Raw genomic sequence first — 15289 nt, 5'->3', positions numbered from 1 at the left:
TGATAATTGAATCATTGCCAGATATTGAGTTTTCAAGGTGCATAGCTAAAATCTATGTGCGAAGTTTGAGTTATTAAATTATTAATATAAATAGTTTTCACAGGTCAGGAATGTCCATGGACAAGTGGTTTTATATAGGAATATTGGGAGTGATTGCAGTTTTGTGACAGGGTGTGCTATAGTATGGAATAGAAAAGAGGCCGTGGAAACTGTGACGTGCCCTAATTTGTGGGGAGTGGAAAGATGGAGGATGTGAAAATGAGGAAAGAATTTTTTAAGGGAAACAGAAGGAGGATGTACCAGGAAATGAAACCCCATTCTTTGCTGGTGATGTTTTCAGGCAGGGAAGTGCGCAAAACAAGCGATGAGTATTACCCTTTTTATACGGACCGGAATTTTTTGTATCTTACAGGGCTGGAGGGCAAAGAATTTATTTTGCTTGTGAGAAAGGATTCGGAGAGTGAGATAAATGAAAAGATTTATATGCTGCCGCCGGATTTGTTAAAAGAGCGCTGGACGGGGGAGCGGATGAAGCCTGGGCAGGTGGAGGAAACATCGGGAATCGGGAACTTTGGATATGTGGAGGAGTTTGAGACGGATTTCCATAAGCTGGCTTCGGTGGGAAATTATCAATATCTGTATTTGGATGTATACAAAGAAGATACGGATGATGGAGATTTGCCTGCCCACCGGCTGCTTTCTAAAGCAGCCAAGGTATACCCGTATCTTCGGATTGAAAATGCCAATGCCATAGTCCGCAGTCTGCGGACTATCAAACAGCCCTGTGAGATAGAAGCCATGCGGGAGGCGGAGAAGATCACCAGGGAGGGTATTACCGCGATGATGAAGGCTTCTAGGCCGGGGATGTATGAATACCAGTACAAGGCGGTTTTTGACTATACGCTGGGACAGTACGGGCCCCAGGGACCGGCCTTCCCGTCCATTATTTCCGCGGGGAAAAATAATTTTTGCATTCATTATTATTCCTATACGGGACAGGCTCAGGATGGAGATATGGTGCTGAATGATGTGGGGGCATGGCACGATCATCTGATGAACGATGTGTCCAGAGGATGGCCCTGCAATGGAAGATATAATGAAAAGCAAAGACGTCTTTATGAGTGCGCCCTTAAGACTTCAAATCATATGTTTGGAATGATAAAACCGGGTATGCCCATGGCGGAGGTAGATGCGGAAATCAGAAGGTATAATGCGCTAATGCTGAAAGAAGCGGGGGTACTGAAAAATGTGGAGGAGATTGGTACTTATATGTGGCATGGAGGGGCACACCATGTGGGCTTTGATGTGCATGATGCCATTAAGCAGCCTGAGGTTATTGCGCCGGGAATGGTCTTTTGTGTGGATGTGGGAATCTACCATGAAGAGTGGGGAATCGGCTTTAGGTTAGAGGATAACTGCCTTGTGACGGAGGACGGATGCGAAAATCTTTCTGTGATTACCCCGAGGACTATTGCAGAAATAGAGGATACCATGAAAAAAGGGTATTATGCGGCAAGCATTTAGCAAAAGGCCAGGGTCCGTTTATGGGCAAAGTTAGCTGCTTTGGCAGCGGGCAAGGGACCAGGCGTCTTTGCCTTCGTGTACTGTTACGAGTTGGATGAAAAGAAAATTGTGAGGTATCGACATGAATCGTGTACTGATGCTGATAATGGCGGCAGGGGTGATTGTGGGGGGAATAGACAGTATCAGGGGGAACAAGGGCGGCTACGGATCCAGATTTGAGGAGGGGTTTCGCCTGCTTGGCCCTACGGCGATGTCCATGGCAGGCATGATTTGTTTGGCCCCTGTTTTGGCGGATGTTTTGGGGAGATTTATTGTGCCCTTCTACCTGAAAATCGGCGTGGACCCGGCTATGTTCGGAAGTTTCCTAGCCATTGATATGGGCGGCTATCAGCTTGCAAAGGAGCTGGCAATAGATGGGCGGATTGGAAACTACAGCGGGATTGTGGCAGCGGCGATTTTCGGATGCACCGTGGTCTTTACGATTCCGGTAGGGATGGGAATGATAAAGGATGGGGAGCGGCAGTTTTTTGCAAAAGGGATTATGTACGGCCTTGTGACTATGCCGGTGGGGCTTTTAGCAGGCGGGATACTTGCAGGGATTCCGCTTAGGGCCTGTCTGCGGCAAAATCTGCCGACCTTTGTACTTGCAGTTTTATTGCTTTTTGGTTTGTGGAGAAATCCGGATAAAATGGTCCGGGGTTTTTGTACATTTGCCGGCGGTATCAATATAGTGATCAAGGCGGGACTTATATTGGCTGTGGTAGAGTATATGTGCGGTTTTAACCCTGTGAAAGGAATGGCGCCTGTGAAAGAGGCCATGGATGTGGTGGTTTCTATTGGGATTGTTATGTTGGGGAGCCTTCCGGCAGCAGAATTTTTGCAGCGGAGGCTGAAAAAGCCTTTTACATGGCTGGGAAAAAAGCTTGGCATGAAGCCGGAGAGCATGGCGGGGCTTTTGGTTGGCAGCGTCAGCGTTATGCCGGCACTTTCCATGTATTCGGATATGGATGAAAAGGGAAAAGTGGCAAACGCCGCTTTTTTGGTAAGTGCGGCAAGTCTTCTGGCTGCACATATGGGGTTTACAATCAGTATGGAACCGGAGCTTTTGGGAGCTTTATTTGGCGGAAAGTTAAGCGGCGGGGCGGCGGCGTTTGCGCTTTCCCTGTGTTTGAGCGGAAAAGCAGAGGGGTATAAAAATGGGATTTAAACTATTGATAGCGGATGATGAACCGGATATTGCAGCAATGCTTGCAGGCTTTTTTGAAAGCAAAGGGTATCATGTGCTAACGGCGTCAAATGGGGCGGAGACCTTAAAGCAGGTTGAATACGAGCCGGAACTTATCTTGCTTGATATTAATATGCCTGATTTGGATGGATTGTCTATTTGCAGACGCATCCGTGACCACGTAGCATGCCCTATTCTTTTCCTTACGGCAAGGATTGAGGAGGAGGATAAGGTGAAGGGATTTTTAGCCGGCGGAGAGATTATATCGTAAAGCCTTTTTCTCTTATAGAGCTGGAGGCAAGGGTACAGGCCCATCTGCGCAGGGAAACGCGGCGCAATTTTGAGGCCCAGGTAAAATTTGCAGGAGATTTAACCATAGATTTTGCGCAGCGTTGTCACAGAGCATATTCGCAGGGTGCGCGTAAGACTGTCGGCATACACAGACAAGCCTTATATTGAAACGGTTTGGGGGTGTGGTTATAAATGCTTAAGGTAAGACGCTGGCTGAAGTATTGGCTGATGAATCTTTCGCTTCGAAAAAGCATTGTCCTTTATCTGACAGTGTTCACCGTGCTTGCACTTTTTCTAAGCAGTGTGACTGCTTATTTGTGCAGCCATCGGATAGAAGCCATAAGAGATAGCTATCCTGTAAGAGGTGAAAGGTATTACCTGACAAATGAAAAAGGGGAACAATTGGGAGAAGGGACGTTTATCAGCAAATCAAGGGTTCCGTTATCTAAAGAAGATGAGAGGCGGATTGCTGTTTTGGAATTTCTGATTGTTGGGGCAGCGCCGGTTTATTCGGCATTGTGCATTTTTGCCGCGGCAATGCTCTTTTATTCAGGAAAATTAAAAAGGCCCCTTCAGGAGCTTCGGGAAGCGTCCGAAAAGATTTCGCGCAATGATTTAGAGCTTGTAGTCGCTTATGATAGCGCTGATGAATTAGGGCAGTTATGCGGTTCCTTTGAAGCCATGCGTAGTGCACTTGCTGAAAATTTTGCTAAAATGTGGCGGCAGATAGAGGATAGAAAGCAATTGAATGCGGTTTTTGCCCATGAGCTGCGCACACCTCTTACGGTGTTGAAGGGCTATGATGAAATATTGGAAAACAGCCCGGAGTTGCAGACAAGAAATATGGCGGTTACCATGGGAAAGCATATTGGGCGTTTAGAGCATTATGTGGAAGGAATGAGCAGATCGCGGCGGCTTGAGGACATGCAGCCGGAGTATAGGATTAATTTGCCCCATGAGCTTTTAGATTCTATCCGTGAAAGTGGAGATATGGAATGCAAGGCTTATGGTAAAGAGCTGAAATTTCAGTCCCGGATAAGCGAGCATGGGCTATTGGTTGATAAAGACTGGATTTTACAGGTATGTAATAATCTGCTTTCAAATGCCATAAGGTATGCCGATAAGGTGATTACAATCAGTGTCATGGAAAGGGAAGATGGAATCCTTTTGCAGGTTATGGATGATGGCAGCGGATTTTCTGCAAAGGGGCTTGAAAAGGCGGTGAATCCTTATTATACGGAGGAAAAAGGAAATGACGGGCATTTTGGCCTTGGACTTTCTATCTGTAAGATGCTCTGCGAGCGCCATGGGGGCTGCTTAAAGGTGGAAAATCACACAACAGGAGCCAGAGTGACAGCTTTTTTTGGTGTAAAGAAAACGCTGCCCAAAGTATCCTGAAAGATAAAAGGCAGGCAAAAAGGATGGCGGACAAACGCCGTTATGCTTGACGGGATGGCTGATTATTACAAGAAAAAAGTTGATAAAAAGTAGATAATTACCATTTATACTCTCCATAAATCACGTGGAGAGTATTTTTATGATTAAGAAGCTGTTTCGCGAAACGTGACAGCGTTTTTTCATAAGTCGGTCCGCAGAATGTGCTGACAGCTGTTAAGGCGCCGGGAGATGTTGTCACAAATTGAGAAGATCATCGGAAGGATGGAGGATAGTGTGAAATGAAGTCCTAAAGCTCACAGCAGAGGCTGTTTCGCTAAGAACTTCTAAGTTTCACCCGGAAAAATGCCTAAAATACGGCATTTTTCATTCTGATTTGGGATTCAGCAAAGCGGAATCATGGAGGATAGTGTGAAAAATAAATTTTGCACACAACAAATATGTGCTTTCGCCCCAATTTGAGGGCATTGGCAAGAATGGGGGATTAAGATGGAATTGAAAACAATCGGGTTAACCAAACGATATGGTGAAAAGGTGGCGGTAGACTACATGAATCTTACTTTGACAGGGGGGGGGTTACGGACTATTAGGTGCCAACGGGGCAGGGGAAACTATGCTTATGCGCCTGCTCTGCAGGGTGCAGGATCCTTCCGGAGGAGGGATTTTCTTAAATGGTAAGAATATAACAGGGCTTGGAGAAGCATACTGCAGCTTTTGGGGATATCTTCCACAACATTTTGGGTGTTATCCGAATTTTAAGGCGATTGATTTTCTGCTATATGTTGCAGCCCTAAAGGGGCTGCATGAGAAAGCGGCAAAGAAAAAGGCTTGGGAAATGCTTGAGGCAGTGGAGCTATACAAAGAAGGCAGGCATAAAATAAAAACCTTTTCCGGTGGGATGAAGCAGCGCCTGGGTATTGCCCAGGCACTGCTGAACGAACCACATATTTTGATTCTTGATGAGCCGACCACAGGACTTGACCCGAAGGAGAGAGTGCGGTTCCGCAATTTGCTCAGCTCCTTTTCAAAGGACAGAATTGCAATTCTTTCTACCCATATTGTGTCAGATGTTGCTTTTATTGCGGAGAAAATAGTGATGATGAAGTTCGGCCGGATTGTACAGTTTGGAAGTCCTCATGGGATTACTTCTGCAATAGATGGTATGGTGTGGGAATGCATGGTTCCCACAGAATGGGCACAGGAGTATGCAAAAGGAGTGAATGTGAACAATATCAGAAATGAAGGAGACGGCAGGAGTATAGAGCATGCACCGGGAGGACAAGCTGTCCGGGTAACGCCTAACTTGGAGGATTTATATTTATTTTATTTCCGGGAGCAATAGAGGATAAAATTTTCATGGAGATATTAACACAGTATCGCAAGCGCAGCTTGCGGTATAGAACAATAGGCAAAGGGATTGTATGCAGGAGGTGTAAGGTTGAAAAAATTAATACAGTTGAACATAAGAAAATATATGGAAGGCGCATAACACAGGTAGCGCTTATAGCGGTTTTGTTATTGTCAGGCTTGCTTTCTTTTTCCACTTATCAGAATCAGTATTGCTTTGATGGGCAGCACCAGGCTTGTGGAGGAGAGGCGGTAAAGTTGGATAAGGCGATTGCGGCAAAATATGAAGGTTTGCTGACGGATGAAAAAGTAAGGCAGATGCTGGCGGAGCTTGTGCCAGTTGCTAAAATACTTGCATTTGTGATGTATGGCAAAGAGGCGCTTGCTTGTAGTATTTTATTTGCATCAGTTACATTTACCGAAGGTTATATTCCCTTCAATCTGACCTGTAGGGCTCTGCTTGCATACCAAATCCTGTTAGCTTTTACGGGGGGAATTAGGGGGACGGGAATTACGCTGGTGATATCGGCTGTCAGTAAGCATCAGATGACAGCTTTTGCAGTTTCTGCTGCAGTCTATCTATTGCCGGTTTTTTTGCCGGTGGCGCTTGTTTTTCTGGTATGCGGCTGCGCGGCTTCCCACAAGATTTTTGCAGCACATCAGATTGTATGAAATTTTACACTGAGTTGATTATGAAACAGGTATGAGCTTGTCAAAGAGAGTTTTCGTGTGTTAGTATAGGTTTGGAAGTAAACTATCAGACTTTTAATTGGTGCAGTATCACAGGCACAGCCTGCGATATACAGGAGGTATAAGAATGAGATATCCTGATTCTTTAAAGAAAAACATAGGATTTGTGGCGCCTTCCTTTGGTTGTGCTACGGATCCTTACAAAACGGCTTTTGAAAACGCCCAAAAGAAATGGAAGGCTATGGGCTATCATCTGGAACTTGGGCCGAATTGTTATGTAGAGAAAGGGGTTGGTATCAGCAATACGCCGGAAAAATGCGGAAAGGAACTGACAGAATATTATTTGAGTCAGAAAAATGAGTGCCTGATTTCCTGCGGCGGCGGTGAGATGATGTGTGAAATTCTGGAGCATGTGGATTTTGAAGCAATTAAAAAGGCTCCTGCTAAGTGGTATATGGGTTTTTCGGATAATACGAATGTGACCTTTTTGCTGGCTACCCTGTGCGATACGGCTGCCGTTTATGGGCCCTGCGCGGCGGCATTTGGGATGGAGCCATGGCACCCGGCCCTTATGGAAGCTATGGAGATTTTGCAGGGAAAAAGAAAAGTGGTGGGCAGCTATGGAAAGTGGGAAAAAGAAGGATTAGAGGATGCCTTGGCGCCTTATCAGTGTACAGAGGATCTTAAGCTGAAGCTTTATCGACCGGACGCATCGGGAAATATGGAAAAGACCGACAGTATTTCCATGGAAGGCCGTCTGGTAGGAGGCTGCATGGACTGTCTGGTGAATCTTCTGGGAACCCGCTTTGATGGGGTGAAGGCATTTCATGAAAAATATAAGGAAGATGGAATCATCTGGTTCCTGGAATCCTGCGATTTAAATGTTTTCAGTATCAGGCGCGCTATGTGGCAGATGGAGCAGGCAGGATGGTTTGAACATGTGAAAGGATTTTTAATTGGCCGACCTCTGTGCTTTGGACAGGAGATGATGGGACTTGATCAGTATCAGGCAATTTTGCCTACGGTGCAAAGGCATAAGGTGCCTGTGATAATGGATGCGGATATAGGACATTTGCCGCCTATGATGCCGCTTGTGACAGGAAGCATGGCCCAGGTTGAGGCAAAGGATGGGAAAATGGAAGTGAGAATGCGGTTTGAATAATGAAAGGTAAGCTGTAAACCTTTTGGTTTGCGGCTTTTCTTTCAGGTAAAGGAAATTTTTCATATGTATGTATATCATGTTGTTACGGAGAAGCCAATGAAGGCAGGACAGGTGATACTCTTTGATGAGACACACCACAACGGTGTATATCAAAGAGTGATGGAAAAAAAGAATATCGTGGATGAAATCTATGCCAATCCGGGGAAATATGAAGGTAAGGAGCTGGAGCACCACACATCGGTGGCACTGCGGGAATTAGCCCTTGAGGAGGTCAGGCAGAAAAAGTACCCTTCCCGCCCTTCAAGAATGAACTGTCTGTATGTTTCCAGGACTTTTGAGGAAGCGGACAAATGGGGACAATTTTTTTCTAAGATTGGGCGGCCTACTTACCATATTGTGAAGATGGAAGCGGAAGGCAATTTCTTTGTAGGGGACGCTGCAAAATGCTTTGACGGCCGGATACATAAGGAGGAAAACTTAAGACTTGCAAAGCGGTATTGGGAAAATAAGGCTGAGGATGAGGGAGAAATACCGATTTATGAGATGCTGGTGGACGGCCGGATTCGCGTAGTTGAAATTGTGAAAGAGATTGGCAGTCATATAGGATGAAGCTTGGTTGGGATAGGAATAGAAAATAAATGCAACAGAAAGAATATGGAAATATAGACCATAAAGAATAGCGGATAGAGGTTATGAGAAAGGAAAGTGATAAGGATGTTATCAGAACAACTGTTAAAAGAAGCGGAACAGATGAAGGAGAGCATTGTTTCTGATAGAAGGTATTTACATGCGCATGCAGAGACAGGTTTCGGTTTGCGGTAAACCTGCGCTTATATGAAAAAGGCGCTGACAGATATGGGATATGAACCGGTAGAATGTGGAAAGGCCGGCTTGATTGCCCTGGCAGGAGGGAAAAAGGAAGGGAAGGTTATATTAGTCCGTGCAGATATGGATGCACTGCCAATAAAAGAGGAATCCGGGGTGGATTTTTCCTGTGGGAATGGCAACATCACGCATACGGGCACGATATGCATACGGCAATGCTCTTAGGAGCGGCAAAGCTGTTAAAGAAGCACGAGGATGAAATACAAGGAACGGTAAAGCTTATGTTCCAACCGGCGGAGGAAATCTTTGAAGGATCCCAGGATATGATAGAGAACGGTTTATTAAAAGCGCCAAAGGTGGACGCGGCGTTTATGATTCATGTTATGGCAGGGATGCCCTTCCAAGCGGGAACCATTATCGTATCTGCTGCCGGTGTGGGTGCTCCGGCCGTGGATTATTTTGAATTCAAAGTGCAGGGAACAGGCTGACATGGCTCAATGCCCAATACCGGTGTGGATCCCTTAAATGCAGCCACACATATTTTGATAGATCTTCAGGAAATTCATGTGAGAGAACTGGCATTGGGGGAGAAGGCTGTTTAACCGTGGGAACCATGCATGCCGGAGGGGCAGGCAATGCGATGGCTGGAGGAACAGGTTTGAAATCGGCCACGGGAGGATGTAAGGTTGAAAGAATTGCATTCTTTCAACCGCAAATTTGTGCTTGAGCGCACAAATTCGCACGTTGAGAAAGGAGCATGGTTATAAAAATGAGCAGGAGTTAATTTTTTTGAGAATTATTTAACAACACTTCAGTTGAAAGACCTGTGTCGGTTTGATATGCTTATTTCAGGAAGAATGTTTTTCCACCAAGATGAGAGCGGCCGCGAAGATAACAATATGGAGGATGGATATGTCAGTAGGAAAAGTAATCAGAAAGTATCGGAAGGCAAAAAACATGACACAGGAGGAAATGGCCGGACGGCTGGGGGTGAGTGCACCGGCCGTGAATAAGTGGGAAAATGAAAATTCTTTACCGGATATTACCCTTTTGGCGCCGATTGCAAGATTATTGGACATTTCGCCGGATACACTGCTGTCGTTTCGGGAGGATCTGACACAGGAGGAAATACACCAAATGGTCTGCGAAGCAGATGCCATGCTGAAAGAAAAGCCCTATGACGAGGCTTTAGCGTGGGCAAAGAAAAAGATGGCGCAATATCCCAACTGCGAACAGCTGATTTTGAATATGGCAGTGATTTTTAATGCACAGCGCCTGGTACAGGAGATTCCGAATGCGGAGGAATATGATGATTATTTATGTTCTCTCTATATCCGTGTATTAGGAAGCGATGAGGAAGCAACCCGGATAAGGGCTGCCGACTCTCTCATTGGTTTTTATATGAGGAAAAAGCAGTATGATAAAGCGGAGGAGTATCTGCAATATTTATCTGTCCAAAATCCGGAAAGAAAAAGAAGGCAGGCAGAGATATATGCTGAAACGGATAGGGAAAAGGAAGCTTATAAAGTTTATGAGGAGCTTTTGTTCTTCGACTATCAAAGGGCAAGTGCAGAGCTTCATGGAATGTATTTGCTGGCGCTTAAAAGCAAGGACATGGAAAGAGCGCACATGCTGGTGAATAAGCAAAGAGAACTGGCGCAATGCTTTGAGATGGGAGAACTTCACGAGATAGTAAGTGGGCTCGAGATAGCATCACTGGAAAAGGATGCGGATGAGATGCTGGCAATCATGGAAGGAATGCTTGCAAGTCTTGGGCAGATTAGTGCTTTCCGAAAATCGCCTCTTTATGAACATATGGAGTTTAGGGCGGAGAGCGAGGAATTTTTGGAAGAATTTAAAAAGAAGGTGCTGGAAGGCTTTCGGGATGGGGAAGATTATGCATTTCTGAAAGGTAACAAAAGATGGCAGGAATTAATGGGAGCTGAAATAATTTAAATACTAGTTTTGATGAAAGAATGGAGACGAACGAATATGAAAATACTGACTGACAGGAAATCTACCGTGGATTTGCTTCAAGGCCCTATTTTAAAATCGCTGATTATTTTTGCAATACCGCTTTTATTTTCTAATATTTTTCAACAGCTTTATAATACAATGGATACGGTCATCATAGGGCATACGCTGGGAGATGAAGCGCTGGCAGCTATGGGCGCCGCAGGGGCGGTTTATGATCTTTTGATGGGATTTTGCTTCGGTATCGGTAACGGACTGGCCATTGTGACGGCCCGCAGCTTTGGAAGCGGTGATATGGGGCAGTTGAAAAAATCGGTGGCTGCCGCGATTGTGATTGGCGCAAGTACGATGGCAATTATCACTTTGCTTGCAAGGTTTATTCTTCACCCTTTCTTACAGGTACTGCATACGCCACCGGAAATCATTGAGCAGTCTTATGCATATGTTTCCACCATAACATTGTTTATTGCGGTTATGTTTGCATACAATCTGTGCTCCGGGCTCCTTCGAGCAATCGGAAACAGTGTGATGCCTTTGGTGTTTTTGATTCTGTCATCGGTGATAAATATTGTGCTGGATTTCTTTTTTATTACCGGACTGGGGATGGGCGTTAAGGGCGCTGCGGTGGCAACGGTGATAGCTCAGGGAGTTTCGGTGCTTTGCTGTCTTGTCTACATAGGGTTTAAGGTAAAAATTTTGATTCCCCGGAGAATGCATTTTACCCGGGACAGGGAGCTGTATAAAGAGATGATAGCCCAGGGACTTTCCATGGGATTTATGAACTGTGTTGTCAGTGCAGGTACAGCGATATTGCAGTCCGGTATTAACAGTCTGGGATATCTGGTGATTGCAGGACACACGGCAGCCAGGAAACTGTATCAGTTTTTGAATATGCCCTTCGTTTCCATGAGCCATGCTATGAGTACCTTTATCTCTCAAAATTATGGAGCCAGGCAGATTGGGCGGATTCGGAAGGCAATGAAGTGTGCCTACCTCTATGGGGCGGTGCTGTCTATTGGGGCTGCGGCGCTGATGCTTTTCTTTGCACCCACGGCAGTGCGGCTGCTTTCCGGTTCTTCGGAGCGTATGGTGATTGAAAACGGGGCACTGTATCTGCGTGTGGTGGCGCCTTTCTTGGCGATTTTAGGAATGATTAATCCTACCAGATTTGGACTGCAGGCGATTGGACAGAAAATGCTTCCTATTTTTTCCAGCGTAATTGAGCTGATTGGGAAGATTCTGTTTGTGGCAATTTTGATACCGAGATTTCAGTATATGGCAGTTATCTTTTGCGAACCGGTGATATGGTGTTTCATGGTGACGGAGCTTTTGATTGCTTTTTGGAGAAATCCGGTTATCAGAGAAGGGAAATAACGATAAACCCTATATAAAAGATTTTATTTTAAGAGAAAGGACTCTTTTTTGATAAGAATCAAGTTCGGAAGTAATAAACTTCCGGATTCTTATCAAAAAGGAGTATTTTTTTGCCATCAATATACATAATCTTTTACAACAACAGGATACGGATATTCGAATATTATCCTTTCATGGTTTCTATCAATGCCTGTAATGCAAGGATCTGCCTGTTTGATAAACCGGTAGTATCAAGTATGATGTCCTTATTTTGGATATTGTTTCCTAAGAGATAGTCAGTAGTACAATGATAAAGATGGGCCAGCGCAAGTATATTTTCTGTGCTGGGAGTCCGTTCACCTGTCTCGTACCCGGAGATAATAGAGGATGATACATAGAGCTTATCAGCAACTTCTCTCTGAGACAAATTGTACTTCGAGCGTAGCATTTTTAATTTTTCGGGTAAGCCTTTAATCATGATTCAATACACCTCCTACATTTATTGTAAAGGGACTATGAACACAGTAGGAGCAGACGAAACGCTCAAAGTGTTGACAAAAACACTTATTGTGGTATAATAAAACCTGCTACAATAGTCTGTACATTCTGTGCAGCGATATACCTGTGGAAAATAAGCGTTTTAGAAGATGATGATAGTGTGAAAAATAAATTTTTCACACAACAAATTTGTGTTTACGCCCAAATTTGCGGGGGTGTTGGCAAGAATGGGGATTAATATGTGAAGACAGAAATAAATTTCTGAAAATTTTCTACGAAAAATTTGTACTTACGCCCCAATTTGTGGGTTATTGGAAGTATGGGGGATTAAGATGCAAAGAAAGGCAATCTTTTTTGATCGTGACGGAACTATCAATGTTGAAAAGCATTATTTATACAAAATAGAAGATTTTGAATACTTACAAGGCGCAAAAGAGGGGTTGAAACTTTTGCAGGATGCAGGATATTTATTGGTTATAATTACGAATCAGTCCGGAATTGCTAAGGGATTTTATACGGAAGAAGACTTCAAAAAACTGAATGTATGGATGCTGAATGATTTAGCAGCAGATAGAATTGATATTGCGGCATGTTATTATTGTCCTCATCATCCGGATGCCCTGATAGAAAAATACAGAAAAGATTGTAGCTGCCGTAAGCCGGGAGTGAAGCTTTTCATGCAGGCTGTCAGAGCATTGCATATAGATTTGGAAGGATCCTATGCCGTAGGTGATAAAATGCGGGATTTAGAAATCTGCAAAAGAAGCGCAGTAAAAGGATTTCTTTTATACAGCAATTCAAAAGAGGGAAAACAAGCTGACGAAATGAATATCAAAAGAATTCAGGGAGGCATTTTAGAAGCAGCAGAAGATATACAAAAGGAGAATGAACATGCAGCATTGGATAAAGGACAATATTAGCCAGAAAGAAGATTTACTAAAAAAGTTGGAAATAGACGGATATATGTCAGTGCTGGAGGATGCAGGGACCGCCATGATAGAAACACTAAAAGGCGGAAACAAAATTATGATTGCAGGGAATGGAGGCAGCGCGGCAGATGCACAGCACTTTGCAGGTGAAATATTAGGAAGATTTGAGCTGGAAAGAGCTCCCCTTCCAGCTATATCACTGTGTGTGGATCCTTCCGTAGTTACAAGTATTGCCAATGATTATAGCTATCAGGAAGTATTTTCAAGACAGATCGAGGGCATCGGGAGAGAGGGAGATTTATTTGCAGCTATTTCTACAAGTGGGAATTCAGAGAATTTGATTTATGCCATAAGGGCAGCAAAGAAAAAGAAAATTAAAGTAATTGGATTTCTGGGAAAAGATGGCGGTAGAATGAAAGAATTGTGTGATTGCGCACTGATTGTGCCTTCTGACGCAACGCCAAGAATTCAGGAAATACATATATGGAGCATCCATCTGCTGTGCGAAATGATAGAAAAGGAATTATTCACATGAGCGGATGGAGAGAATTATATAAAAAAACAGTCATGAGAGAATTTGCACACAAAAAGGCCTTGATTATTGGAGACTTAATGGTTGATGAGTATATTACTGGCATGGTCTGTCGAATTTCACCTGAAGCACCGGTTCCAATCCTCGACTTTGAAGAAAGACGCCTGGAAGCAGGCGGAGCCAGTAACGTGGCACATAATATCAGATGCCTTGGAGCAGAAACGGCTGTAGCAGGAACCGCTGCGGAAGATGAGATGGGGAATTGGCTTAGAAATCATTTTCAGGAAATGGGAATTGCAACTCAAGGAATGATAGCGGAAGTGGGGAGAACTACAACAGTTAAGACCAGGTACGCAACAAAAGGCCAGCAATTACTGCGAATAGATAATGAAGACGATAGAGAGATAGCAGATTCGACCAAAGAAAAAATTTACGGTTATCTGGTAAAAATGATTAGTACTCTGGATTTGGTAGTGCTTTCTGATTATAAAAAAGGCGTTTTAAATGATGCGGGCTTTGTCCAAAGAATTATCAAATTGTGCAGGAAATATCATGTCTTGATTTCCATAGATTCAAAGAGCCGGAATATATCAGCCTTTGAAAATGCTGATTTTGTAAAACCTAATAATCAAGAACTGGCGGAAGCAGTTGGAATTAGAATTGAGGATGACAAAGCCCTGAACCTTGCAGGTAAAAAATATCTTGAAGAATCCGGTGCAAGAGCACTTGTTGTTACAAGAGGAAGCAAAGGGATATCCGTGTTTACTGCTAGTGGCGGACGCAAAGATTACACGGCAAAAGATGTACAGGTATATGATGTGTGCGGTGCAGGCGATACGGTAATCAGTGCCATTTCGCTAGCGCTGGTCAGCGGTCTGGCGATAGCGGATGCCGTAAAACTTGCCAATCTGGCGGCAGGTGTGGTGATTACCAGAATAGGAACAGTGGCGGTGACACCGGAAGAATTGGTGAGGAGCATTGATGAAGAATAAGATTTTGGGACATGAGGAATTGCGCAGCATATGTAATTGTTTAAAAAAGGAAGGTAAAAAGATTGCGGCAACAAGCGGATGCTTTGATCTTCTGCATGCAGGTCATGTTATTTATTTGGAAGAGGCAAGACAAAAAGCAGATGTATTGGTGCTGCTTCTAAACTCAGATGCCTCAGTCAGAGAATTGAAAGGAATGGAACGCCCGATTGTTCCGCAAAAAGAGCGCGCCATAGTGGCGGCGGGGTTGAAGTGTGTGGATTATGTTTGTTTATTTGATGAACTGACGCCTTGCGAGAGAATTGCAGAATTCCAACCGGATATCTGGGTGAAAGGTGGTGATTATGCCGGCAAGTATATTCCTGAAATAGATGTTTTGACGCCATATGGCGGCAGGGTAGAATATGTGGAATTTGTGGATGGATGTTCCAGTACAGATATGATTGAGAAAATCAAAGGAATGTTATAGATGTCTTTGTTTCATAGAATTGTACAGTTAATGCTGAGGGTACCGGCGTTACAAAAGATAAGAATTTTCTTTTATTTTTATGATAC

General features: G+C 44.1%; 16 protein-coding genes and 1 pseudogene. 16 read left to right on the top strand and 1 reads right to left on the bottom strand.

Annotated features, from left to right (window positions below; translation table 11 throughout):
* Positions 1-258: 258 nt before the first annotated feature.
* The 12 genes and pseudogenes from D5281_RS05560 to D5281_RS05510 all read left to right on the top strand — a co-directional run bounded on the left by D5281_RS05560 (position 259) and on the right by D5281_RS05510 (position 11807).
* Positions 259-1524, top strand: coding sequence for an aminopeptidase P N-terminal domain-containing protein (locus D5281_RS05560; protein ID WP_160559136.1), 1266 nt, complete (start codon positions 259-261; stop codon positions 1522-1524).
* Positions 1525-1645: 121 nt separating this feature from the next.
* Positions 1646-2731 carry an ethanolamine utilization protein EutH gene (locus tag D5281_RS05555; RefSeq protein WP_160559135.1) on the top strand — a complete coding sequence of 362 codons (1086 nt, stop codon included), beginning with the start codon at positions 1646-1648 and terminating at the stop codon, positions 2729-2731.
* Positions 2721-3245: pseudogene (locus tag D5281_RS26885) on the top strand (response regulator). Before D5281_RS05555 ends, D5281_RS26885 begins: the two are co-directional and overlap by 11 nt.
* Positions 3233-4438 carry a sensor histidine kinase gene (locus D5281_RS05545; RefSeq protein WP_277935191.1) on the top strand — a complete coding sequence of 402 codons (1206 nt, stop codon included), beginning with the start codon at positions 3233-3235 and terminating at the stop codon, positions 4436-4438. Before D5281_RS26885 ends, D5281_RS05545 begins: the two are co-directional and overlap by 13 nt.
* A gap of 610 nt (positions 4439-5048) precedes the next feature.
* Positions 5049-5777, top strand: a complete 729-nt coding sequence (locus D5281_RS05540) for an ATP-binding cassette domain-containing protein (RefSeq protein ID WP_330584856.1) — start codon at positions 5049-5051, stop codon at positions 5775-5777.
* 14 nt (positions 5778-5791) lie between these two features.
* The gene (locus D5281_RS05535) at positions 5792-6454 is read left to right on the top strand and encodes a hypothetical protein (protein WP_277935190.1); all 663 of its coding nucleotides are present in this window, start codon (positions 5792-5794) and stop codon (positions 6452-6454) included.
* Between the two features lie 145 nt (positions 6455-6599).
* Complete coding sequence (locus tag D5281_RS05530) at positions 6600-7634, top strand: S66 family peptidase (protein WP_160559134.1); 1035 nt, start codon at positions 6600-6602, stop codon at positions 7632-7634.
* Between the two features lie 63 nt (positions 7635-7697).
* On the top strand, positions 7698-8243 hold the full coding sequence (locus tag D5281_RS05525) for a DUF2441 domain-containing protein (protein ID WP_160559133.1): 546 nt from the start codon (positions 7698-7700) through the stop codon (positions 8241-8243).
* A 246-nt stretch (positions 8244-8489) separates the two neighbouring features.
* Positions 8490-8684 carry a hypothetical protein gene (locus tag D5281_RS25470; RefSeq protein ID WP_277935189.1) on the top strand — a complete coding sequence of 65 codons (195 nt, stop codon included), beginning with the start codon at positions 8490-8492 and terminating at the stop codon, positions 8682-8684.
* Positions 8663-8947: a M20/M25/M40 family metallo-hydrolase gene (locus tag D5281_RS25465; RefSeq protein ID WP_277935188.1), complete on the top strand. Its 285-nt coding sequence runs from the start codon at positions 8663-8665 to the stop codon at positions 8945-8947. The genes D5281_RS25470 and D5281_RS25465 overlap by 22 nt, the downstream gene beginning before the upstream one ends.
* A gap of 424 nt (positions 8948-9371) precedes the next feature.
* The gene (locus tag D5281_RS05515; protein ID WP_160559132.1) at positions 9372-10415 is read left to right on the top strand and encodes a helix-turn-helix domain-containing protein; all 1044 of its coding nucleotides are present in this window, start codon (positions 9372-9374) and stop codon (positions 10413-10415) included.
* A 36-nt stretch (positions 10416-10451) separates the two neighbouring features.
* On the top strand, positions 10452-11807 hold the full coding sequence (locus tag D5281_RS05510) for an MATE family efflux transporter (RefSeq protein WP_330584855.1): 1356 nt from the start codon (positions 10452-10454) through the stop codon (positions 11805-11807).
* Between the two features lie 163 nt (positions 11808-11970).
* Here the strand turns inward: D5281_RS05510 and D5281_RS05505 are convergent, their stop codons facing one another.
* A complete protein-coding gene (locus D5281_RS05505; protein WP_160559131.1) occupies positions 11971-12264 on the bottom strand; it encodes a helix-turn-helix domain-containing protein in 294 nt (97 codons plus the stop codon).
* A 352-nt stretch (positions 12265-12616) separates the two neighbouring features.
* On the opposite strand from D5281_RS05505, the gene D5281_RS05500 reads away from it, so the two are divergent.
* From D5281_RS05500 to D5281_RS05485, 4 genes are read left to right on the top strand one after another with little or no spacing between them, the layout of a single operon-like run.
* Positions 12617-13204, top strand: coding sequence for a D-glycero-alpha-D-manno-heptose-1,7-bisphosphate 7-phosphatase (locus D5281_RS05500; protein ID WP_160559130.1), 588 nt, complete (start codon positions 12617-12619; stop codon positions 13202-13204).
* On the top strand, positions 13176-13748 hold the full coding sequence (locus D5281_RS05495) for a D-sedoheptulose-7-phosphate isomerase (protein WP_277935187.1): 573 nt from the start codon (positions 13176-13178) through the stop codon (positions 13746-13748). The genes D5281_RS05500 and D5281_RS05495 overlap by 29 nt, the downstream gene beginning before the upstream one ends.
* Positions 13745-14737, top strand: a complete 993-nt coding sequence (locus tag D5281_RS05490) for a bifunctional heptose 7-phosphate kinase/heptose 1-phosphate adenyltransferase (RefSeq protein ID WP_160559128.1) — start codon at positions 13745-13747, stop codon at positions 14735-14737. Before D5281_RS05495 ends, D5281_RS05490 begins: the two co-directional genes overlap by 4 nt.
* Positions 14727-15203 (top strand): adenylyltransferase/cytidyltransferase family protein, encoded by a 477-nt coding sequence (locus D5281_RS05485; RefSeq protein ID WP_160559127.1) that lies wholly within the window; start codon positions 14727-14729, stop codon positions 15201-15203. Before D5281_RS05490 ends, D5281_RS05485 begins: the two co-directional genes overlap by 11 nt.
* Positions 15204-15289 lie beyond the last annotated feature (86 nt).

Source organism: Parablautia muri (assembly GCF_009917485.1).
Taxonomy (GTDB): Bacteria; Bacillota; Clostridia; order Lachnospirales; family Lachnospiraceae; genus Suilimivivens; species Suilimivivens muri.
Note: the sequence above shows the minus strand (reverse complement) of the source record. Positions and strands in the feature narration are given on the sequence as shown.